This is a genomic window from Pedobacter sp. CFBP9032 (genome assembly GCF_034045265.1).
GTDB lineage: Bacteria > Bacteroidota > Bacteroidia > Sphingobacteriales > Sphingobacteriaceae > Pedobacter.
In genome coordinates, this window is sequence record NZ_JAXCWE010000006.1 from 33,568 (window position 1) to 57,728 (window position 24,161).

Below are 24,161 nucleotides of genomic sequence, written 5' to 3' on the forward strand. Positions count from 1 at the left end.
GATCAAAATCATCAGTTATTATCAATTCAAATCACTTTATCTTGCTTCAGTGGATAGGTACTGCAAGTATTTGTGATTAAAAGCTACACTTAATCTTCCGTCTTTTGTAAATAAAGAGAATTACCTCTTCTATATCATTATAAATTTCCGAAATTTAACCTCTTACCTTTGGAAGCATTTTAATTCTTCCTATCCGAAGTTAATGCACTTTAATTACAATGTCTGATCAGCCCGAAAATGCCATAAGAAAGATAATCCATATTGATATGGATGCTTTTTATGCGTCTGTAGAGCAACGTGATTTTCCAGAATACAAAGGGAAACCGCTTGTGGTTGGGGGCAAGCCGGATAGTCGCGGTGTGGTGGCAACAGCAAGTTACGAAGCGAGGCAGTATGGCATTCGCTCGGCGATGTCTTGCAGCAAAGCTTACCAGCTTTGCCCTACCGCCATATTTGTGTACCCCAGGTTTGATGCTTATTCTGCGGTATCAAAAGCAATCAGGGAAATATTTAGCCGCTATACGGATATAATCGAACCCCTTTCTCTTGATGAAGCTTATCTCGATGTTACAGTAGATAAGCTGGGCATCGGTTCTGCCATTGATATCGCAAAATCAATTAAAGATGCCATTAAAAACGAATTAAACCTCACCGCATCTGCCGGAGTTTCGATCAACAAATTTGTAGCGAAGGTAGCCTCAGATATGAATAAACCTGATGGCTTAACATTTATCGGCCCTTCAAAAATAAAGGCTTTTATGGAAAAGCTGCCCGTAGAAAAGTTCTTTGGTGTTGGCAAAGTTACCGCGGCGAAAATGAAGGCCATGCAAATTAATACTGGTGCCGATTTAAAAAACCTAAGCGAGTCTCAGTTAATTGCACAATTCGGAAAATCAGGAAAATTCTACTATAAAATCGTCCGTGGAATTGATAACCGAGCTGTGCAATCTCATCGCGAAACCAAGTCGGTTGGCGCCGAAGATACACTCTCAGAAGACACGAACGACCTGGCGGTGATGCACGATTTATTAAAACAAATTAGCGAAACGGTGGCTGCCCGGTTAGAGAAGCACCAGTTAAAAGGAAAAACGGTTACGCTTAAAATCAAATTCGAAGATTTTAAGCTCATTACCAGAAGCCGATCTTTTCCCGCAGCCATAAACCAGGCAGAGAACATGTTTCAGGAAGCCATAAAACTGCTTGAAGAAGCCAACTTAGGTACCGCAAAAGTTCGTTTGCTCGGCATTACGCTATCTCGTTTTTATGATGACATTCCGTTGGAAAACCTAACTAGTAATCAACTGGAGTTTGATTTTTAACTAATGCCTTCCGCTACCCGATAGTCCGGATCTTCCATTACATTCACTTCAATTACACCATCTGCATTGCGCAATAACCTTTTACAATCATCGCTCAGATGGCGCAAGTGAAGTTTTTTATCAACAGCTTTATATCTTTCAGTGAGTTTATTTAAGGCATCAATTCCCGACATATCATACACCCGGCTATCTTTAAAGTCGATAATTACGTTTTCGGGGTCGCCGGAAACGTCAAATTTTTCATTAAAATTAGCCACCGACGCGAAGAATAATGGTCCATAAATTTCATAGTATTTAGCGCCATCCGCTCCTAAATATTGGTTTGCCCTGATGCGTTTTGCACTTTCCCAGGCAAATACCAAAGCAGAAATAATTACGCCGATCAGCACGGCCAATGCAAGATTATGCAACCAAACCGTAATTACCGCAACAGAAATGCCGATGAAAATATCTTGTTTAGGCATTTTATTGATTACCTTAAAACTCATCCACTCAAATGTGCCAATGGCAACCATCATCATTACACCAACCAAAGCGGCCATAGGCACCCTTTCTATAATTGGCGCACCCACCAGAATAATTAATAAAATGGTTAATGCCGCAATAATACCTGAAAGCCTGGCCCGGGCTCCAGCAGATAGATTCACTAAAGTTTGCGCAATCATCGGACAGCCACCCATACCTGTAAAAAAACCATTCAGCATATTGGCAATGCCTTGTGCAATACTTTCTCGGTTTCCGTTCCCTTTAGAATCTGTAATTTCATCTACCAGGTTTAAGGTAAGCAAGCCTTCAGTTAAACCTACACCAGCCATAATTAATCCGTAAGGAAAGATAATTTTAAGGGTTTCCAGGTTGAATGGAATCTTTGGAATATGAAATGGTGGAAAACCACCGCTCACCGAAGCAATATTTCGCACCAACTTGGTATCAATTCCAAAAAAGAACACCACCAGGAATACCACAATAATAGCCACTAATGAAGCCGGAATGGCTTTGGTAAACTTAGGCAGTAAAACAACTATTGCAATTGTTAGGGCCACCAGGGCCAGCATTACATAAAGCGCTGTGCCACTTAACCAAGTTACCTGACCATTAACAAGGGTTTTAAATTGTTCTAACTGCGACATAAAAATGATTACAGCAAGTCCATTTACAAATCCAAACATAACGGGTTGCGGCACCAGGCGAACGAATTTGCCCAGTTTAAAAAGCCCGACTATAATTTGAATAACACCTGCGAGCGCCACCGCAGCAAATACATATTCAATGCCGTTGCTTTTCATTAAAGCAATCAGTACAATTACGGTTGCTCCCGCCCCACCAGATACCAGCCCGGGCCTGCCCCCCAAAATAGCAGTAACTAAACCCATAATAAAGGCGGCGTATAAACCTGTTAAGGGAGGGAAACCAGCAAGAATAGCAAAAGATAGTGATTCAGGAATCATCGTCATGGCTACCGTTAAGCCCGCTAAGATTTCTGTTTTATAGTCGATTCTTTTCGAAAAATCGAAAAGCTGTAGGGTAGATTTCATTATTCGCAATTAAAGCTGCAAATATCAGCTTTTTTCTACTGCTTATCTCTAATGAATTTCTTAAATCTACTGTTAAATAAGAGCTTAAAAGTGTACTGCGCTGCCTGAAATTAGCAGCACAGTTCTTTTATGCTTCTTATTCTGCTTAACTTGAATAGGAATATAGATCGCTCTATTGATGTGTTTTCAACCATTCCAACCGCCTTTGATCTGGCAAGTGCTTCACTTTAAAATGTTCAAACTTCGCTTCAAAACCTTGACCATCCGGACTGGCGGCCATTAAGCCAACCATCACAGGAGTATTATCCTGCAACGGAGCATTACGGGTCATGATGTAGTTTTTATCATCTAAAGAATAAAAGATTTCTACTGCATCGAGCCTGCGCACCACTTTAATCCAGATAAAAGGTGGCAATTCAGTTAATGGCAGCACGCTCCAGTCGCTTTTATCATGCGTAACAACTGTACTTACATTAAATTTTCCATCTACAAATTCGACCCCGGTTTTAATGTAGTTTTTATGATCAATGCGAATCATTAACCCCATCTGATCGAAACGGGCTTTATAGGCACCCGTAAGTTTAACTTTAGCTTCAAACTCTCCACCATAAGTTGCATAATAGAATGGCGCATCATCCACCGTGAAACCATAGTGAGAAATTCTCCAGTAGTCGCTTGCTGGCGTTACCTGCATGCTCAAACTGTTGTTCTTAATTTCCCATTTCTCAGGTTCATTAAACCACTGCATTTTATCCAGGCTCTGCGCCTTTAATTCATTCATACTACATATTATGCTTAATGCTAAAAATATTTTTTTCATTTTACTCATTAATTAATTTTTATTGGACACCGATTAAATGTTAAATTCATCACCACTTTTCTTTCTCTAAAATAACCACCCGAATGTGTAAGTTCGCAAAGTTATTTAAGCTTCCAACCAGATTCAATGGTAATAAATAACCATTAAATTTTGAACCCATGCGAGACCTGCTTGACATTAAACTCTTCTCTCAATCTTTTGAGACTATTTTAGATGCTGATCAACAATTGCTTCAGGCCAGGCTTATTGCCGAGATGTACAGCAAAATTGAAAACGGCATTAGTGTGTTGAGTGATTTAAAAGCCAGGAAAAGTTATCTTTATTATGGTGCTATTGCCGAAAACTTAGGTGTTTTAGTGCAAGAGCAGGAAATTAACTCGATTTGGGAAGATCAGCTATTGCAGAAGATCCATACAGAAGATCTGCAGAAGAAGTATCGGCTGGAGTTTCAGTTCTTTCAGCTATTGAATACGCTTGCTGCCGAAGAAAGAATGGATTACGAGATGATTACCAAACTCAGAGTGAAAAATAAGGCCGGGAAATACGTTTTAGTGCAACACCGTTTATTATACATTGCCAGCTCAGACGATGGCAGCATCTGGCTGGCGCTTTGCCTGTATAACCTGATTTACGATCATCCGGAGTTTTCGATTCCGCAGGGTGCCATTATGAATAAGCGGACCGGAAAGATTATTGAGCACAATGAAGAACGGTTTAACGGTCTTCTTTCTATAAGAGAGAAGGAAATTCTCCAACTGATCAAATACGGCAAAAGAAGTAAAGAAATTGCAGATCGACTGGCTTTGAGCATCAATACCGTAAACCGACACCGGCAAAATATCTTTCAAAAACTTAATGTAAGCAATGCGCTGGAGGCTTGTAAAATTGCCGAAACGATGGGTCTGTTGGCATTGGCAGATCAATAGCTATATTTATTTAGAAGCACCTCCTGGTTCAGCATGATATTTAAAATTCACCGTTAAATACAGTGAGAAATTTGCTTTACGGGGCGCAAAACCAATCAGCGGTCAATCTATAATCTAAAGCTCAGCAAACCTTATTTGTCTTTCAAAAATATTATTAATTACCATACTTGCTACGCCTAAAATGCAAGAATCCTGACCAAGTTCAGAGGTTACAATCTGCGTGTTCTCCCTAATTTCTGTCATGCTGTAAGTATTAATTGACTGGATAATGGGAATGGTAATATATTGCTTTGCTTCCGCCATTTTACCGCCGAGAATAATCACCTCAGGGTTAAAGAGTTGCACTAATGTTGCAATCCCTTTGCCTAAATTACTGCCCACAATGGAAAGAATACTAATCGCATATTGATCGCCCCTGTTAGCTGCATCAATTACGAGATGGGGTTCTATTTTATCAATTTCATGATCTGATAATTCATTGAGAAGAGAATGCTGACCAGATTTTATACCTTCTTTAGCCATTCTTGCAAGTGCAATACCAGAAGCAACCGTTTCCAGGCATCCTTTTTTACCACAATAACACAATGCACCTTCGTCTATTAGCGGAATATGCCCGATTTCTCCAGAAAAGCCTCTGCTGCCTTTGCGCATTTTGCCATCCATAATAATCCCTAAGCCAACGCCCCAATCCATCAACACGACCAATGCATCACTAATCCCTCTTGCTAATCCATGTTTACTTTCGGCAATAGCGGCACATTTAACATCGTTTTGCAAGAACACAGGGTAGCCGAACTTATCCTCCAGTACCTCTTGCAATGTTTTTTCTTTATCATCAGATTTTAGATACGTATAATTTACACCTGCTTCTGCATTAACCAGGCCAGGCATGGATATACCTATCCCGACCAGCTTGGTTTTATCAATTTTAGCAGCGGTAATTAATGCATCGATAAAGGTGAGCAATTCTGGCACAGCTGATTGATCTTTGCTGATTCCTTTAACTAAAGTACCGATGGTGGTAATGTAGTTATTGTTGTTATCAAGAATAGCGGCCCTTGTTCTGAATTTTTCTACCTCAATACTCACGATATAAAATGTGGCATCTTTCAATACATAGAAATCGGGTTTTCTACCACCCATAGACTCACCTTTGCCTTTTCTTTCTAAAACATCATCTGCAATTAATTCGTTGAGCAGGATAAGGCAGGTTGGAGAACTAATTCCTACCGCTGTGAAAATTTCACTAACCGTAGCGGCTTCATTCTCGTATATATATTTAAGAATCTTTATTTTCTGCAAGTATTTTTTTCTCTCCACGTTACTTAACTTCTTGAGTTTTTTCTCATTTGCAGAAAAGTAATCGGGCCGAAGTGTCATTTCCATTGATCGCGTATTTAAATATAGATGTAAAGATAAAAAACGAATTAACTTATATAAAAATTTTAGATAAGTTAATTCGTTTTTATAAAAATACTATTAATTATAATGCGTTTTATAAAATAAATTGTAAATAACTTGATTAATTGTAACTTTTTTGCATAACTTTAAAATAACAACTATTTATCTATAAGAACCATAAGCGTATTTACTAAAAGCATGGCGTACGACTAACTTACCACTAGTCATTTGAGCTAAGAATACACCAGATAGCAATAACAAAACTTAAACCAAACCAAGATGAAAACTTACACTTCAGATTCTTAACTGTTTTTAGAAACGGTAGAAAGATTTTAAGCTTTCTAAAAGCAAAACAAACCTATTTTCATTTGTGCTGACCATGTTATGCCCGGACCATTTTGAGGGGTCCTGTAATGCTGTGCAACATTAAAACCAAATTATTTGATGAAAAATTTACAAACGATTTTCGCATTTCTATATGCACGCCACTCGTTTAAGTTTAACAGGGCATTTAAAGTAGCCATCATACTACTTACCTTGCTTTCTTCGCAATTGCAAACCGCCTTCGCGCAGTCGGTTGTTAAAGGAAAAGTTACAGATGCAAAGGGTGGTGTACTTCCTGGTGTTAGTGTTAAGCTTCAAGGTTCTACAACCGGAACCACAACCAACAATGACGGAGAATTTTCACTTAATGCGCCATTAGATGGCATCCTCGAATTTACTTATATCGGCTACGTGAAAACGACATTACCCATTGGCGGTAAGTCGGTAGTTACCGCAACCCTCTCAGAAAATAATCAAAACCTGAATGAGGTAGTGGTAGTTGGTTATGGTACCACTAAAAAAGTAGATGTAACCGGATCTATCTCCAGTATTAAAGGGGCAGATTTGCAGAATTTACCGGTAGCTTCAGTTACGCAGGCCTTAGATGGCCGTGCTGCTGGCGTTAATATTGTACGTAACGATGGCTCGCCAGGTGCTGCGCCAAGTATCAGAGTCCGTGGTACTGGAACTATAAATGATGCCAATCCTTTGGTGGTTATCGATGGCGTTCCTTCCAGCAACCCCGATGCATTGAGTGATGTAAATCCCAACGATATAGCCTCAGTTGAAATTTTAAAAGATGCTTCCTCCAGTGCAATCTACGGTACACGTGCGGCAAATGGCGTGGTTTTGGTAACTACTAAAAAAGGAAACTTTAGTCAGAAATTATCCACTTCGATAAATGCATACACAGGTTTTTCTAACACTACGCGTTACCTTGATCTGTTAACGGCTCCAAATCTATACACGCTTAAAAGAGAGCGATATACAAATGACGGCGCTACAATAGAGGCACCTTGGGATGATCCGTATTACGCCACACAGCGTACAGACTGGCAAAAGGCCATTCTGGGTAAAGGTAAAGTAACCAGTGGTGATGTAAATATCCAGGGTGGTAATGAAACCTCCACCTATTATTTCGCCACTTCCATGTATGATGAAAAAGGAATTATTGATAAAGCAAGATTTAAACGTTTCGGTACACGTATAAATTCGGAGCATAAAATTAAACCATGGCTTAAAGTTGGAGAAAATATACAGGGAACTTATACAGAAAGCAATTCATTCAATAATAATGATTCTCAAACTGGCTTACTATTTTCTGCCTTACGCTTTAACCCTGCAATACCTACAGTAAATGAGGATGGTACTTTTGGCACTTCAAAAGCATTTGCCAACCAGCTGGGCGATATTAATAACCCATACTCAACCATCCAGCAAACTGACGCTTATACCCGGAAATACAGAGTGATTGCCAATGTGTTTGCAGAAGTGAATTTAATGAAAGACCTGAAATTCCGTGCGAATTATGGTTTTGATGGCACCATTACCAGGGGTTACAATTTCAGTGTGCTGGATGTAAACCAGGCAAGGCAAACCACCAATTCGAGCCTTACCCAATCAGAATTGGAATCGCATTCTAATCTATTGGATTTATTTCTTACTTATGATAAAACGATTAACAAGAGCCACATCACCTTTACTGCCGGTTATTCTAAACAGGATTTTCAAGGTAGCAATTTCAGTGCAGCAAGAATCGGCTATGATAACACGGCCTTTGATCAACGGGTGCTAAGTCAGGGCAATACTTTACTTACGGCTGCTGGAACGAACGATGATCCCACTGCTCTAGAATCTGTATTTGCCAGAGGGTTTTATGATTATGATGGCAGGTTTCTGGCTACTGTAACCTTCAGAGCCGATGGTTCTTCCAGATTTGCGCCAGGTAAACAATGGGGATACTTCCCTGCATTTTCTGTAGGATGGAGAATCTCCAATGAAAGTTTTATGAAGGATGTGAACTGGATCAGCAATTTGAAAGTAACGGGTGGATGGGGCGAACTGGGTAACCAAAACATCCCGCCTTTTCAGTATGTAAGCTCTATACTGGTTGGAAATACTTATGGAACAAATGGTTATACTTTCGGCGGAGCAGGATATAATGGCGCAGCAATCACCAGAATAGCCAATTCCAATATCACCTGGGAACGTTCGGCAATGACCAATATTAGTGTGGAAGCTGGATTTTTGAAAAATAAATTAAACACTACAGTAACTTATTTCGATAAGAATACGAAAGATATGCTAATTCCTGCCGTGCAGGTAGGAACTGCAGGTACCACCATTGCATCAGATGTAAATGCAGGGGAGATGAACAACCGGGGTGTTGAGGCAGAAATCAATTATAATTCGGGCAATGAGGTGAAGTATTCTGTTGGGATAAATGGTTCATTTATCAAAAATAAAATCACTAAACTTTATGGAGAAAGTGCTTATATTTCTTCAAAAGTTTACGGCCGTTCTAGTCAGGAAATCTCCCGAACATATGAAGGACAGTCTATTTCATCTTTCTATGGCTGGAAAACGAATGGGTTATACCAAACGCAGGCCGATATTAATAATGATGCCGCATTGGCAAATGATTCCCGTAGGGGTTCTATTAAACCAGGTGATGTACGTTTCTTAGACATCAATGGTGATGGTTTAATTGATGGAAAAGACCGTACTTATATCGGCAACCCGAATCCTGATGCAACACTGGGCCTGCAAGGAAGTGTATCTTATAAAAACTTTGATCTGTCGGCCAATTTCACGGGCGTATTTGGTATTGATTTGTACAATGCAGACAGGATGCAGGGGATTGATCCTACGTATTCTTTCAATTTGTATGAAGAAACTTTAGGCAGGTGGACTGGCCCTGGAACGAGTAATACAATCCCTCGAATGTCGCTGGATCGTTCTAATGATAATTACAGAACATCAGATCTGTTTATTGAAAATGGCAGTTATTTTAGTTTAAAAAATATTACGCTCGGCTATACCTTTCCATCATCACTGGTTAAAAAAGCAACATTTAGCAGCCTTAGATTATACGTAACTGGTCAGAATGTATTTATGCTTACCAAATACACCGGTTATACACCAGAATTAGGGTATACAGATGGCAACAGGCAACGAGGTGTTGATGTAGCACAATACCCCTCTGTACGTTCATTTACATTTGGTTTAACCCTTAAATTATAATCCTATGAAAACGAAAATAAATTTTCTTGTACTAACAGCGATTGTACTTTTAAGTGCGTCCTGTAAAAAGAATCTGGATCTAGACCAGAAAGGTGTTTATAATACAGACAATTATTTTAGAAATGAAACAGATGGGGTAAACGCAGTTACCGGAATCTATAACTTGCTCGAACAGGAAGACTATATCAGCCACGCAGAAACCACGTTTGATGTAGCCTCGGATGATTACTGGCGTTCGGGAGATCATTCTGAAGATGAAGCGATAGAAAACCTAACTTACGATGCCTCCAACGCACAAGTAAGGTATAGCTGGACATATAAATATGAAACGGTTAACCGTTCTACAAATGCAATTATCAATATCCCTAAAATACCGGTAATGAATGAAGCCGTACGAAGCAGAAGCATGGGTGAAGCATACTTTATGCGTGCTTTTGGTTACTGGCGATTGATGTTGATTTATGGAGATGTTCCCATTATTTCAGAATCAGATTTCACGAATAAAACCTTTAATAAGCCAAAATCGAGCATAGAGGAAGTTAGGAAACAAATTGAGGCCGATTTATTAAAGGCTGTTGATTTACTGCCAGAATCTTACGGTGCTACCGATAGAGGTAGAGTAAGCAAAGGCACAGCTTTAGGATTGCTTACCAAATTATATATGTATTGGGAGAAATTACCGCAAGCCATCACTATCGGACAGCGTTTGATTGATAACCCAAAATATAATTTAGCGACTACTTTCCAGCAAAACTTTACCCGCGCCAACGAAACCAGTACAGAAATCCTCTTCTCTGTTCAAGGTTTACAAAACATTGTGCAAAACGATTATACCATTTACTACATCCCAAGAGCTTGGGGAGGATATGGATTTAGTCAGCCTTTACAAGGTTTAGCAGACGAATTTGAAGCAAACGATTCCCGTAAAGCAGCCACGCTTTTGAGTATTGGTGATAACATCAATATTGGCGACGGTGTAAATGATCAGACCTTTACCAGCAGTCTATCATCTACCGGTTTTGCTTTCCGTAAATATGCCGTCTTCTACCCTTTTGGTTCGGCAGAAGGAAATGGTGTTGACCATAATTATGCCGTTCCATTAATGCGTTCTGCAGACATCTATTTGTTAGTAGCCGAAGCCAGAATTCGTACACAAGGTGCGGGAGCTGGCGATGCACTCATTAACCAGGTTCGCCGCAGAGCTTCTACCTTATTACCTCCTGTAGCAGGTGCAGGCATGACTCAGTTAATTCATGAGCGACGCGTAGAACTGGCTGGCGAGGGAGAAAGACACCAGGATTTAATGCGCTGGGATAAAACCGGAATAGTTAACATTGCAACGATCTATAACCGTGCAGTATCAAAGGCACCGGTGGATCAGGGAAAAACGGTTACTTTTATTCGTCCTAAACATTATTATTATCCAATTCCACAAGTAGAAATAGACAAAGCTGGTGGTGTGTTGGTACAAAACCCTAATTTCTAAATAAGACTATGCATAAGTACATCATTTTATTGTTTCTGGCAGTCGTAACCGCAGGTTTAACTACCCAGGCGCAAGTAGACCAGCAAAATACCGCTGCCTTTTTAAAGCGTATCGTAGCTAACCGGGCGGGAGAATTCATTGTAGAAGAAATACCCAGGGAAAATGAAAAAGATGTGTTTGAAGTCGAATCCAGAAACAATAAAATTGTACTGCGTGGCAACAACGGCTTATCTGTTGCCTCTGCCTTAAACTATTACCTGAAAAATTACTGCCAGAGCGATATCGGCTGGAACGGCACCAACCTGAACATTCCTGTTGTTTTGCCATTAATATCAGCAAAAATTCACAAAAATACGCATTACAATTACCGTTACTACTTAAACTACTGCACCTTTAATTATAGCATGGCCTGGTGGGATTGGGAACGCTGGCAGAAAGAAATCGACTGGATGGCTTTAAATGGAATTAATATGCCATTAGCCATTACGGGCGAAGAAGCCATCTGGAGAGATGTATACCGCTCAATGGGTTTTACCGACAAAGAACTCGAAGGTTTTTTTAGTGGTCCCGCTTACTTTTCCTGGTTATGGATGGGCAACATTGATGCCTGGGGTGGCCCGCTGCCACAGCACTGGATGGATACCCATAAAGAACTCCAGAAAAAAATCCTCGAACGGGAAAGATCATTTGGGATGAAACCTGTTTTATCTGCTTTTACCGGCCATGTGCCGCCAACCTTCAAAGATAAGTTCCCAACGGCCAAAGTAAAAAGAACCAACTGGGATGCTGGCTTTCCTGATGTATTTATTCTCGATCCTGAAGATACCTTATTTGAAAAAATCGGAAAACAATACATTGAAACGCAAACCAAAGAATTTGGAACAGATCACCTGTATTCTTCCGATACCTTTAACGAGAATATCCCACCTACCAACGACTCTACTTATTTGAGCGACATGAGTAAGAAGGTGTTCCATTCCATGACAGCCGCTGATCCTAAAGCAATTTGGGTGATGCAAGGATGGATGTTCCATTACAACAATAAATTCTGGCAGCCGCAACAGGTGAAAGCTTTACTGAATGCGGTACCAGACGACCAGATGATTGTGCTTGATTTATACAGTGATGCGCACCCGGTATGGAACCGCACGGATGCCTATTACGGCAAACCATGGATCTGGAATATGCTGCAGAACTTTGGTGGCAACATCAGTTTATTTGGCAGAATGCGCCATGTGGCAGCAGATCCTTCGATTGCATTGCACGATCCGGAATCAAAAAAGATGGTGGGTATTGGCCTGGCTCCCGAAGGAATTGAACAAAACCCTGCACTATTCGGCTTAATGCTCGAAAACGTATGGAGAGATACGCCAATCGATGCTGAAGCATGGCTGAAAGACTATGCGAAGCGCAGGTATGGCAAACAATTACCGCAGCTAGATGAAGCCTGGAATATTTTATTAAATACCGTTTATAGCGGTGGTTTGACTGAAGGTGGAAATGAGTCTATCATCGTGGCCCGCCCCACTTTTGAGAAAAAAATAGACAGGGTATTGACAGGATTATCTTATGATCCCCTCCAATTGGTTAAAGCATGGGGTTTGTTTACCGCCAGTGCAAATGAATTCAAAACCAGTGATGGTTTTGAATATGACCTGATAGATGTAACCAGGCAAGTATTAGCCAACTATGCGAGCCCGCTTCAACAGAAAATGGTAGCTGCTTACCAGGTCAAAGATCAGGCTGCCTTTGAAAAATACAGCAAAGAATTCCTGGAATTATTAGACGATATGGATATGTTGTTAGCTACCCGAAAAGATTTCTTGCTGGGCAAATGGATCAATGAAGCAAGAGCAAACGGCATTACAGAAAAAGAAAAAAATTTATACGAATTTAATGCGAGAGACCTCGTTACGTTATGGGGCGATAAAGAAAGCGGTTTAAGGGAATATTCTAACCGCCAATGGGCAGGCTTAATTAAAGGATATTATAAACCAAGATGGGAAATGTTCTTTAAAGCACTTGATCAGTCATTGCAAACAGGTACAGCAGTAGATTTAAAAGCCTTTGATAAAAACGTAAAAAACTGGGAATGGCAATGGGTTAATCTTCATAATAATGCCTACTCTGATAAAATAAAGGGGAACGCTTTTGAAGTAGTAACAAAACTTTATGCTAAATATAAAGATCAGATAATGGCCGCTCATGCAAAATAAAACCAGCATAAAGCCACATCATATTCTCAGCTGATGAAATACGGGAGACTTTTATATTCTTTGCTGCTGGCCCTTGCTGTTCTTACTGTTGCCGATGCACAGGAGGTTGTAAACGACCACATGTTCCATGCATTGCCTGCGGCAAAAAACTTCAGCGATTTCGACAGCAAAGGCTTTCTGATCAATCAAAAAAGAACTTTTGTGGTGTCTGCTGGGATGGAGTATGCCCGGGTGCCACATGAATTGTGGCGGGAACGCCTGCTGCAACTTAAACGCGGAGGCTTTAATTGCATTGAGGTTTACACTATCTGGAATTTCCACGAACCCACAGAAGGAAAATTTGAGTTTGATGGAGACCAGAACCTGGATCAGTTTCTTGCTTTAGTAAAAGAATTGGGATTATATTCAATTGTACGCGTTGGCCCATACTATTGTGCAGAATGGGATCAGGGTGGTTATCCAATCTGGCTGCGCTTTAAACCTGGCTTACGGGTGAGAGAACCGAATGCGGAATTTGAAAAATATGTAGACCGTTTCTTTGACCGTTTACTACCAATTGTAATGAAACACCAGATTAATAAAGGTGGATCCGTGATTTTAATACAACTCGAAAATGAACACCCTAAAGGCTGGGGAACAGATATACCTAACCATTACTTTAAACATTTACAAAGTAAATCCTTAGCCATGGGTATGGAGGTACCTTACTTTTTTAGCGGCGTACATCATGCCACTGATCCTGCCCGAGAAGGCACACTGGATGATCCGAAAAGACCAAATCCCTGGTTTTCTACAGAATTCTGGAGCGTTTGGTATTCGCAATATGGTGCTAAACCGAAAGATGCACCTGTTTACGATCGCCGTACCTGGAAAATCATTGCCCATGGCGGCAACGGCTATAACTTTTACATGGCACATGGTGGATCTAATTTTGGTTATACCAACAATGATGAAGATGCGGCCGCCTACGATTATGGCGCTGCAGTTGGACAAGCCGGAGATTTACGCCCAATTTATTATACTTTTAAACGTGCCGGATACTTTGCACGCAGTTTCCAGGATATATTGGAAAATAGTACCGATGCATCCGCAGCTTACCAATATTTAACACCAGATACTACACTCAAAATCAGTGCAAGAATGAGTGAGGCCGGAACCTTAATCTTCCTCGATAATCCCGCTGAAAAACAGCTTACAAAAACTATTAGGCTTAAAGGTTTGCCACCCTTTACGGTTAACTTATTACCAGGCGAGATCTACCCGATTGTACATCACTTTAAACTGAATAATCAAATAGAATTGAATTGGAGCTTAAGCAGGATATACGGCGTGGTTAAACAGCAAAACACGACTACTTTGATTATTGAAGCCAATGCCGAAGACCCATTGTATCTTAATTTTTCTACAGCTGCAAAAGCTATGGTTAAATCTGCTGTTCAGGCTAGTGATGTAAAAGTAACCGGCAATCATGTTACCTTAAACACCGTGTTTAAATCCACAGATCAACCATTCCTTTATCTTTTTAAAACAGGTGATCAACTGGTTCGGATTCTGGTAATGGACAAAGCGGCGACCAATAAAACATGGATCACCGCCGAAACAGAAGGTGGAGTGATTATTACGGGTATTTCTTATCTTGGTGAAACGAAACTAAGTAATACAGGCTTTGAAGCAACAGCAACCTTTCCTCTAGCTTCCGTAAAAGATAGCCAGGCAATACTTTATCTCCAAGATGGGCTAAAAAAACTTATTGTTAACCCTATTCAGGATGTTAAAATAGATACGCTACTTCATTTAACTCCATGGGAAAATAAAGATGCTTCGATTTTTGCCGCTTCTGTTACAAATAATGGAAAATGGTTAGCCAGTGAAAGCCCTTTACAAATGGGTGCAGACGGAAACCTGACCAATTCTGCATGGTACCGCACAAAATTTAACGCACTTTCTACCGGAAAATACACTTTACAGTCTGACGGGGGCGACCGTGCAACGGTATTTGTTGATGGAAAGTTGGTAACCCACTGGAAGATCAGAAGTGGTGAGTTGACCCTAGACCTAAAAAAAGGAATGCATGACCTTGCCTTTTTTACTGCCCATAATGGCCGGGATAAACTGGCTGCCTACCTTGGCCCCATAACAGACATTGATAAAAAAGGACTTTCTGGCATTACCAGAATTAAAAAAGGCGGACCATTTATCTTTACCCTTGATCACTGGTATTTCACATCAGCGCAAGATTCCCTGGCTATTAAAAATGGCCCACCGCTACTTGATACACTCCAAATCACAAAATATAAAATTGGTGCAGATGCCTTCAACCTTAAAGAGGGCTATGGCTGGTTTCAAACCCTAATTAAAGCCCAACCAGACCTTTCCAGCCTAACGATTAGTTTTAAAAGTACAGATGAAAATGCAACCCTGTTTATTAATGGCAAAAAAGTGTTAAGACACGAAGGCTGGAATATTCCTTTTGAATATAAAATTACAGATGCAGTTATTTTAGCCAAGCCGATTGAACTCGCTGTTTTTATAGAAAACGTAAGTAACGAGGGCGGCATCGATCAACCGGTTAGGATAAACTTAATGGGAACAGGAACCATTTTAAGCGGATGGAACATGAAAAATGGTGTAGATCCTGAAGATGCTTCTGTAAATTGGAAGATTCTAGCCGGCCTCGATGCTCTTAATGGCCCACAATTTTATCGTTCTACATTTAATCAGCAAAAAATAGCCAACAGGCATCTAATATGGCGTGTTCATCCTGATGGCATGGGGCACGGTTCAGTTTGGATTAATGGACATAACCTGGGGCGTTATCCGGAGAAAATCGGCGATATCGGTCTGTACATTCCAGAACCCTGGCTAAAAGAAGGGCAAAATGAGATGATGATTTACGATGAAGATGGTAAAAATCCAGGTAAAGTAAAAATAACCATGGAAAAAGCAGCGAGCAAAATCAGTTATCAACTGAAGGCGCAATCGTTTAAATAAATAGTAAAATACCAGCATATACATTGATAGAACCTTATGGAATTAGCAAATAATAGATTTACCACGCTCGATATCTTCAGAGGAATGACCGTTTGTTTCATGATTATTGTGAACTCTCCCGGTTCTGGTGCAGCGGTGTGGTCACCGCTGGATCACGCGGCCTGGTTTGGCTTTACCCCCACTGATCTTGTTTTTCCATCCTTTCTATTTGCAGTTGGAAATGCACTAAGCTTTTCAAAGAAAAAGCTCGAAACCAATTCTGCTTTCTTAGCGAAAATCTTTAAACGTACCGTGATCATCTTTTTGCTGGGCTACCTGATGTACTGGTTTCCTTTTATGCATCGGGATCATGATAGCTGGGTATTTAATTCTTTAGGCCACACCCGTATTATGGGGGTTTTGCAACGAATAGCCTTATGTTATTTCTTTGGTTCACTTATCGTGCACTATTGTTCCAAAAAAACAGCCATCATCCTTTCGGTTGCACTCCTGCTTGTCTATTGGGCATTTTTACTCCTATTCGGTGCCACAGGAGAAGAATATAGCATGTTAGGTAACGCAGGCACTAAATTGGATATCTTAATTTTAGGTGATGCCCATTTATACCACGATCATGGCGGGCCAATCGCTTTTGATCCGGAAGGATTATTGAGCACCATTACGGGGATCGTTAATGTGATTGGTGGCTACCTGGCTGGTGCTTACATCCAACGTAAAGGAAAAAACTTTGAATGCGTGGCTAAGCTATTGATGATGGGCGCATTGCTGATCGGAGTAGCTTTGTTTTGGGGACAATTTTTCCCGATTGCCAAAAAACTATGGACCAGTTCTTTTGTATTGCTCACCATTGGCTTGGATTTAGCCATACTAGGAATGCTGATTTATGCCATCGAACTGAAGAACATCAAATGGGGAACAAATTTCTTCCTGGTTTTTGGAAGGAACTCTTTGGCTATTTATCTTTTATCAGAATTGTTACTAGTGGTCCTTCAACTCGCACATGTACAGCCAGGCGTAAGTTTCTACAATTGGATCAACAACGTTTTTTACCAGGTAATTTTCCCTGGTGCATTTGGTACGCTTGTATTCGCAGTAAGCTTTATGCTGCTCTGCTGGTTTGTGGGTTACCTGATGGATAAAAGAAAAATTTATATTAAAATCTAATTCCGAATGCCTGCTAAAATCTCCCGTTTACACTCTGTTCTGCTATTGCTGCTTTCTTTATCACTATCAGTTCATAGCCAGCAACAGCAATCAATTGGCCATACGCTTGATGTGGATCCATTTATTGGCACCACAAAAAGCAATGTATTAACCAGCTGGGGAGGCAATGGCGGTACTTATCCGGGTGCCGTAGCACCATCGGGCAATATTCAGCTTACACCAGAAACGCGGGTAACGGGGGCAAAAGGATATGACTACAGCGATCAAAGTATCTTCTTTTTCAGCTGTTTTAAACACTTCAGCGGTTTCCCGGAAGGATCATCAGGACAAGTATTCATCCTCCCGGTAGAGAATGGAAAAAACTTTGAGCCAGGAAAATATAATCGCTCATTTAGTCATACACAAGAACAGGCTACACCAGGTTATTATAAGGTAATATTTAACGATAATTACACCATTGCCGAAGCCACGGCAAGTACCCGAACCGGAATTTTAAAATTCACCTTTCCTCCAAAGGTAACCCCGCAGATCTACATTGGGGAAGCAGGAGATATTACCCTAAAGAACAAACGTTTGGTTTATGGAACTTTAGGAAATACGACAATTAACCTGTCATCCAACATTATTGAATCCGATATTGTTAAGGGCGGGTATTTATTAAGCTTTGAAAAATCAGATACGGCAGCGCAAATCATCACACTTAAAATTAGTTCATCTTCAGTAAGTTTTGAAGGTGCACAACAGAACATTGATCAGGAAATTGGCCAACTAGACTTCGAAACTTTTCGGGAAAGAACAGCTAAAGAATGGGATATGCAACTCGCTACTGTTGATATCGAAGATCCTTCACTTGAAAATAAAAAAATCTTTTACACGGCACTTTACCATTCGCTACTCATCCCTTGGATAGTTTCTGACGCTGATGGAAAATACAAAGGAGCTGACAGTAAGATTTACCAAAAAAAAGGGAAAAATCAATATGGTGGTTTTTCCCCATGGGATACTTTTCGTTCTTTACATCCCCTACTCACTTTACTATATCCTGAAAAGCAAAATGATGTCATTCTATCCATGCTGGATGTATATGAGCAAACGGGATATTTGCCAACAGAAACCATGACTGGAAACCATGCCGTGCCAATCATTGTGGATGCCTATTTGAAAGGGATTACCGGTTATGACCGCAATCTTGCTTATACCGCAATGCGAAAGAGTATTCTGAGTGGTCCATTCGTAAAAAACGACATGGAAGTGTATCACCAGCTAGGATATGTACCCTTTTCCAGATCCGAATCGGTAACGAGGACAGTAGAATATGCGTACGACGATTGGGCGTTATCACAATTTGCAAAACTCGTTGTGAAGAACAAAGCAGATGAGCAATTGCTGGAGAAACGAGGTTTAAATTACAGAAACCTTTTACATCCTTCAGAGTTGTTTATGCTGCCAAGACAAGGCAATTCATTTAAATTAAGCCCCGGCATGACGGGTTATAAGGAAGGCAACAAATGGACATACACTTATTTTGTTCCTCACAATGCCAAAGACCTGATCAATTTGCTTGGTGGTGCTGAAGCATTTTCAGACCGTTTAAATGCTGCAATGACCGACAATGTGATCCTTTACGACAATGAAACCGTGCTGCATTTGCCTTACTTATTTAATGCAGCTGGTCGCCCGGCACGCACACAGCAATGGCTAAGAAACATTATGCTCAATCGCTTCTCTGCAACTCCAGGTGGCTTGCCAGGTAATGACGACCTTGGTTCTATGTCGAGCGCCTATATTTTTAATGCGCTGGGGTTCTTTCCAATTAGTCCCGGAAACCCAAATTATGCCATTGGCGCCCCCTTATTTAAATCTGTAACCCTGCACCTGGCCAATAAAAAAGATTTAGTAATTCATGCACAGCAACAAGCTCCAGCTAATAAATACATCCAATCGTTAGCGGTTAATAAACAAATTTACAATCAGTTAGATATTCCACATGGGCTATTGGCTAAAGGCGGTCGGCTGGATTTTGTAATGAGTCCGATTGCAACACAAATGTGGCCAAAAGACAGAAACCCAGTATCACTTTCAGCAACTAAAGAAGATGCTAACATTAAACTTTTAAAATATAGCATCAGCAAAAAACAAGTTAACCCTAACGAACTTTTCCAGGTATATTTCACTTTAAAAAATGAAGGGAGCCTCGGCACCAAAAAGGTTGTTATTTACGCCAATGGAAAACCATGGCTATCTAAATCATCATTAGTAGCGCCTGGAGCTACCCTCACAGATTCCATCAGCGGTCGGCTATATGCATTAGGTAGTATAAAAATCGGTGCAAATCCATTAGCAAAAACTACAATTAAAGTTATTGCCCCTAATAAACCGATCGCCCAACCTTTTCAGATTGTTGAACTGACGGCAAAACCAATGGTAAAATTAAACACTGAACAGGAAATCAGCTATCGCATTAAAAACATTACGGGAAGAGCGCAAACCTTCAAACCTGAAGTTATTCTTAATAATTCCCTTCAAAAAGAAATCCTGCTTTATACTGATCAGGTATACCTCTTGCCAGGGCAGCAAAAAACCATCAATCATCGGTTTAATGTAAATCAAATCGGCTTGCAAACAATCACAACAGGAAAACGGCAATCAATATTTAAAGTTTATGAAACACCTATAACCGCTTTACTTTTAGACTTAGACCTTCATAAATTAAATAAAAATAAAGTTGCAGATGCTTCCGGATTTAACAACAATGCCTTGCTGATGGGATCAAATGATGCTAAAAAGCAGCTTATTGAATTGGGTGACAGTACCTATCTGGAAATTCCAAATGCGCCAAGCCTCGATCAAATGGAAAATCACCTCACCATGATGGCATGGGTTTATCCTACCGGAGACGAAAAAGGCCTGACCGATTTACTCACAAAAGGTGATAGCCACGTGATCCAGACTACAGATAATAAGACATTAACGTTCTTTGCGGGTGGCTGGGGACGAGGCGATTGCACCATAAAACTACCAGCAGATTGGAAAAAGAAATGGCATCATATTGCTGGTGTTTGTGAGGGCGATTTACTCACCATTTACCTGGATGGAAAACCAGCCGGAAGTACAAAAGTTGATGGCATCGCCAATCTTTCTAACACCAGCCGATGGCAAATTGGCCGTAATGAAGAATTTCCTTCAGAAAGAATATTTCATGGGCAGATGGATCTGGTTAAAGTTTACGAACAGCCATTATCAGCAAAAGATATTGAAGCTTTGTTTGCAGTGGAAAAAGACAGGTATTAAAAGAAATCAATCTTTTTATGGTTACTTCTGCTTTATAGCTTACTATTTATTTCCTTTTAAGCGCTTTATAAATAGACAAATCCTCATACCATTTTATCCCCTCAATAGATAAAAACTATTGGGATTTACTGGTATGAATCTTTCGGCCTTTTGGCAAACTGCAACGATATGATCAAAAATTTGAGGTTCCAGTTCAGAATGTTCTATAAGTAACCTTAAATAATACAACATCATAGCCATGATAGGCCGTTTGAAAAGCGATCTGGCGCACTCAGTGCGCCAGATGCAAATACAGTAACATTTTTAATTTTCACACTGTTAATTTTTAGGTAGGAGGTTAATCAAGAACAATTGCAATTCTAGAAAAGTCTCTCTGGATCAGTTTTGCCATCTCCTATTTTTCGTCCAATTGTGGCGGTATCAACTTGTACATTACTGGCGTAACAATTCTAGATAATATGGTCGAACTGATCAAGCCACCAATAAGAACAATAGCAAGCGGTGCAATTTGAGGGTTCGGGTTTAAAGCAATAGGAATCAGACCACAAATTGCCGTAATAGAGGTAAGTACAACAGGTAAAAATCTTGTTTCCCCGGCAATGTGGATCGCCTCATCTATACTTTTCCCTTCCTCTCGCAACTGATTGGTAAAATCAACAAGCAGGAGCGAATTTTTAACTTGTATACCGGAGAGACCTATAAAACCAATAATAGATACCAGCGACATCGGGTTTCTGGTGATGAGCAGCAATACCACACCCCCTAACACTCCAAGCGGTATAATGGATAACACAATGATGATTCCCTTAAATGTTTTGAATTGCAGCAGCAATACCCCAATAAAAAGAAATGTACTTAAAATGATTACCGCAAGAAAGTTGCCTCCCAGGGCATCACCCTCTGATTCTGCCTCGCCTGATAATTTATAATAGTAACCCTTCGGCATCTTCATCTGGTTAAGCTGAGGTACAAGATCCTTTAAAATATCATTAGCAAAAACATGGTCTTTAGTTAACGATGTTACCTTTGCAAACCTCGATTTATTAAAATGATTAATCGCTGTTGGAGAGGTTTCAAAACCAATTGATGCAATCTGATCAACCTGAATTGGCGCACCCTGAATATTGTTTACATAAAGGTTTTTTAAAGCATCCAGATTAGAAAACTTTTCCCTGGGCAGGGTTAGCACTACATTCCGCGAATCTCCCCTGTCATCAATGTAATCACCAACGTTCAAACCTGCTACAGCCATTCTAATCACCTTATCAATGTCACTGGTCATCACGCCTAAGGTTCGGGCTTTCTCCTTATCAATTTTGATTTTTACATCCGATTTATCTGTATTCAGTTCATTGTTGATGAAAAAAGTACCGGGATGTTTACGCAAGAGTGCTTCTACCTTAAAAGATAGCTTCTTTAGCGTATCCTGATTATCACCAAATACCCTTACCACAATATTTGCTTCAATAGGTGTTCCCTGCTCGAAATCTTTTACCTCAATTTTAGCATAAGGAAAGTGTTGAAATTTATTCCGCAGCTTTTTAATTAACTCCGTTTTTTTATTAGGATCAGTTTCCTCATCCATCTGTACAAAAACCTGTGCAAAATCTGGCTTAATGTCTTGCTGATGAACATTGTAGTAAATTTGCGGATTGCCTTTCCCTACATTTGAAGTATAATAAACGATCTCATGATGTTTTTTCAGTTCTTTTTCTACCAATTTTGTTACCCTGTCACTCTCCGGAATATCGGCCTGAAGCGGCATCTTTATGTTGATCAGGAACATTGGTTTTTCTGAAGTAGGGAAGAGTTTGAAACCGGCAAGTGAAAATAACAGAAACGCCAGTACACTTAATGCGATTGATATACCGATAGTTACCTTCGGCCATTTTAATGCCAATGGCATTATGCCGCGATAAGAAAAGGTTAGAAACTGCTGCAATTTTTTAAGAAAGTAGTTGCCTTCTCCATGGCTATGTGTTTTTAGAATTTTACTCCCAATAAATGGCACTAATGTTAACGCAACAATCATAGATGCCAAAACACTTGTAATAATGGCCATTGGCAAACTACGGATAAACTCTCCGGCCATATCAGGTAAAAAAGCCAAAGGCAAAAAGGCGATCACTAATGTGGCGGTGCAGCCTACTACCGCAGCTCCAATCTGTTTAGTACCCATTAATATCGCATCTTTTTTGGAATGCCCCTCCCTGAGCCATCTTTCAATATTTTCAACTACAACAATACTATCATCAACCAATAACCCCAATGCAACAACAAGGCCCACAATGCTGAGTTGATTTAAGGAAAAGCCTAATAAGTTCATCGCAATCAGGCCAAGGGCCAGTGAAAGCGGAATGGAAATCATTACAATCAATGAAGCCCTGAAACCCAGTGGCAATAAGGTAATTATTACCAAAAGAATTGCCAGCCCAAAATCGAAGCCCAGATGTCCCAATCGCTTTGAAACCATATCTGCCTGGTCAAAATTTTTGATCATCTTTATATTTTCTGGTAAATTGCTTGTAAACTCCTCCAAAATAGGCGTGTATTCTTTCTTTACCTGGCTGATATCTACATTATCTTTCATGGCCGCGGTAACCAGTATGCACCTGTGCCCGTTAATGCGGGTAATGTGGCTAACAATACCATCTTTATAGCTTACCTGAGCCACATCTTTCAGGTAGATAATTTTACCATTGGCATTATAAATAACAGTATTGGCTACATCTGCTACGCCTTTAAATTTTCCACTGGTTTTAACATTGAAAACTTTACTATCCAGGTTAATGCTTCCACCAGGTATGTCTGCTGCTTCGCTTTGCAAGCTTCCTATTACCAAATTCAGGGGGATTTTCAGCTGTGCAAGTTTATCCAATTGCATATCAATCCGTATCTCCTGTTCGGGCATTCCGGTATATTTTACTTCCCGAAGGTTAGTAATCTTTTCAAGTTTGCTTTTGAGGATATCTGCCTGATCTCTCAAAACTTTGGAAGGTGCAGAATTGGAGATCAGGGCAACCTGAAAGATCTTCACATCAGATGATGCAATTTTCTCCGTCTTGATCTGATAGATTTCCTTTGGTAGTTCACTGTTCTTAAGGGCATTAATTTCTGTAGAGATCTCCTGATACTTATTGTCTACATCAACCCCATATTTAAATTTAATTTGTATCGCGGCAACACCATCTTCTACAGTAGTTAAAATTTTATCAATATTTTCCAGCCCGTAGATTTTGTTTTCAATAGGTTTAACCACCTGCTCTTCCATATCTTTAGGGCTTGTACCAGGGTAAATTACGGTTACCAGGTATTGCGGCGGATGGGTAGTTGGATCTTCTGACCGCGGCATGGTAAATAGCGTAAGCACACCTACTACCGCTACCAATAAAAATATGATCAGGGTAAACTGGTAGTTCTTAACAGCGAAATTTGTAATCTTCAT

12 protein-coding genes are annotated in these 24,161 nt (G+C 40.2%); 8 read left to right on the forward strand and 4 right to left on the reverse strand.

The genetic code is table 11. From position 1 onward, the window contains the following. Window positions 1–218 precede the first annotated feature (218 nt). On the forward strand, window positions 219–1,319 hold the full coding sequence (gene dinB, locus SOM16_RS12675) for a DNA polymerase IV (RefSeq protein WP_320464370.1): 1,101 nt from the start codon (window positions 219–221) through the stop codon (window positions 1,317–1,319). Here the strand turns inward: dinB and SOM16_RS12680 are convergent. Further along, on the reverse strand, window positions 1,316–2,854 hold the full coding sequence (locus SOM16_RS12680; RefSeq protein WP_320464371.1) for a SulP family inorganic anion transporter: 1,539 nt from the start codon (window positions 2,852–2,854) through the stop codon (window positions 1,316–1,318). The genes dinB and SOM16_RS12680 overlap by 4 nt on opposite strands. Before the next feature lie 172 nt (window positions 2,855–3,026). Then, window positions 3,027–3,674 carry a DUF1349 domain-containing protein gene (locus SOM16_RS12685; RefSeq protein ID WP_320464372.1) on the reverse strand — a complete coding sequence of 216 codons (648 nt, stop codon included), beginning with the start codon at window positions 3,672–3,674 and terminating at the stop codon, window positions 3,027–3,029. Between the two features lie 158 nt (window positions 3,675–3,832). On the opposite strand from SOM16_RS12685, the gene SOM16_RS12690 reads away from it, so the two are divergent. Further along, entirely contained in the window at window positions 3,833–4,600 is a 768-nt protein-coding gene (locus tag SOM16_RS12690) for a response regulator transcription factor (protein WP_320464373.1), read from the forward strand. Window positions 4,601–4,714: 114 nt separating this feature from the next. On the opposite strand, the gene SOM16_RS12695 is transcribed toward SOM16_RS12690, so the two are convergent. After that, the gene (locus SOM16_RS12695; RefSeq protein ID WP_320464374.1) at window positions 4,715–5,986 is read right to left on the reverse strand and encodes an ROK family transcriptional regulator; all 1,272 of its coding nucleotides are present in this window, start codon (window positions 5,984–5,986) and stop codon (window positions 4,715–4,717) included. Window positions 5,987–6,445: 459 nt separating this feature from the next. Here SOM16_RS12695 and SOM16_RS12700 point away from each other — a divergent pair, with 459 nt between their 5' ends. The 6 genes from SOM16_RS12700 to SOM16_RS12725 are packed head-to-tail and all read left to right on the forward strand — an operon-like array spanning window position 6,446 to window position 20,716. Next, on the forward strand, window positions 6,446–9,568 hold the full coding sequence (locus SOM16_RS12700; RefSeq protein WP_320464375.1) for a TonB-dependent receptor: 3,123 nt from the start codon (window positions 6,446–6,448) through the stop codon (window positions 9,566–9,568). A 4-nt stretch (window positions 9,569–9,572) separates the two neighbouring features. Continuing rightward, on the forward strand, window positions 9,573–11,054 hold the full coding sequence (locus SOM16_RS12705; protein WP_320464376.1) for a RagB/SusD family nutrient uptake outer membrane protein: 1,482 nt from the start codon (window positions 9,573–9,575) through the stop codon (window positions 11,052–11,054). An 8-nt stretch (window positions 11,055–11,062) separates the two neighbouring features. After that, window positions 11,063–13,270, forward strand: a complete 2,208-nt coding sequence (locus SOM16_RS12710) for an alpha-N-acetylglucosaminidase (RefSeq protein WP_320464377.1) — start codon at window positions 11,063–11,065, stop codon at window positions 13,268–13,270. A gap of 33 nt (window positions 13,271–13,303) precedes the next feature. Continuing rightward, a complete protein-coding gene (locus tag SOM16_RS12715) occupies window positions 13,304–16,261 on the forward strand; it encodes a beta-galactosidase (RefSeq protein ID WP_320464378.1) in 2,958 nt (985 codons plus the stop codon). Window positions 16,262–16,297: 36 nt separating this feature from the next. Further along, the gene (locus SOM16_RS12720) at window positions 16,298–17,425 is read left to right on the forward strand and encodes a DUF5009 domain-containing protein (protein ID WP_320464379.1); all 1,128 of its coding nucleotides are present in this window, start codon (window positions 16,298–16,300) and stop codon (window positions 17,423–17,425) included. 6 nt (window positions 17,426–17,431) lie between these two features. Next, window positions 17,432–20,716, forward strand: coding sequence for a GH92 family glycosyl hydrolase (locus SOM16_RS12725; RefSeq protein WP_320464380.1), 3,285 nt, complete (start codon window positions 17,432–17,434; stop codon window positions 20,714–20,716). 394 nt (window positions 20,717–21,110) lie between these two features. On the opposite strand, the gene SOM16_RS12730 is transcribed toward SOM16_RS12725, so the two are convergent. Further along, window positions 21,111–24,161 carry an efflux RND transporter permease subunit gene (locus tag SOM16_RS12730; protein ID WP_320464381.1) on the reverse strand — a complete coding sequence of 1,017 codons (3,051 nt, stop codon included), beginning with the start codon at window positions 24,159–24,161 and terminating at the stop codon, window positions 21,111–21,113.

Coding starts and splice junctions, on each gene's coding strand:
- SOM16_RS12725 (WP_320464380.1), top strand. CDS start 17,432: ATGCCTGCTAAAATCTCCCGTTTACACTCTGTTCTGCTATTGCTGCTT.
- SOM16_RS12685 (WP_320464372.1), bottom strand. CDS start 3,674: ATGAAAAAAATATTTTTAGCATTAAGCATAATATGTAGTATGAATGAA.
- SOM16_RS12695 (WP_320464374.1), bottom strand. CDS start 5,986: ATGGAAATGACACTTCGGCCCGATTACTTTTCTGCAAATGAGAAAAAA.
- dinB (WP_320464370.1), top strand. CDS start 219: ATGTCTGATCAGCCCGAAAATGCCATAAGAAAGATAATCCATATTGAT.
- SOM16_RS12705 (WP_320464376.1), top strand. CDS start 9,573: ATGAAAACGAAAATAAATTTTCTTGTACTAACAGCGATTGTACTTTTA.
- SOM16_RS12715 (WP_320464378.1), top strand. CDS start 13,304: ATGAAATACGGGAGACTTTTATATTCTTTGCTGCTGGCCCTTGCTGTT.
- SOM16_RS12720 (WP_320464379.1), top strand. CDS start 16,298: ATGGAATTAGCAAATAATAGATTTACCACGCTCGATATCTTCAGAGGA.
- SOM16_RS12730 (WP_320464381.1), bottom strand. CDS start 24,161: ATGAAGATTACAAATTTCGCTGTTAAGAACTACCAGTTTACCCTGATC.
- SOM16_RS12710 (WP_320464377.1), top strand. CDS start 11,063: ATGCATAAGTACATCATTTTATTGTTTCTGGCAGTCGTAACCGCAGGT.
- SOM16_RS12680 (WP_320464371.1), bottom strand. CDS start 2,854: ATGAAATCTACCCTACAGCTTTTCGATTTTTCGAAAAGAATCGACTAT.
- SOM16_RS12690 (WP_320464373.1), top strand. CDS start 3,833: ATGCGAGACCTGCTTGACATTAAACTCTTCTCTCAATCTTTTGAGACT.
- SOM16_RS12700 (WP_320464375.1), top strand. CDS start 6,446: ATGAAAAATTTACAAACGATTTTCGCATTTCTATATGCACGCCACTCG.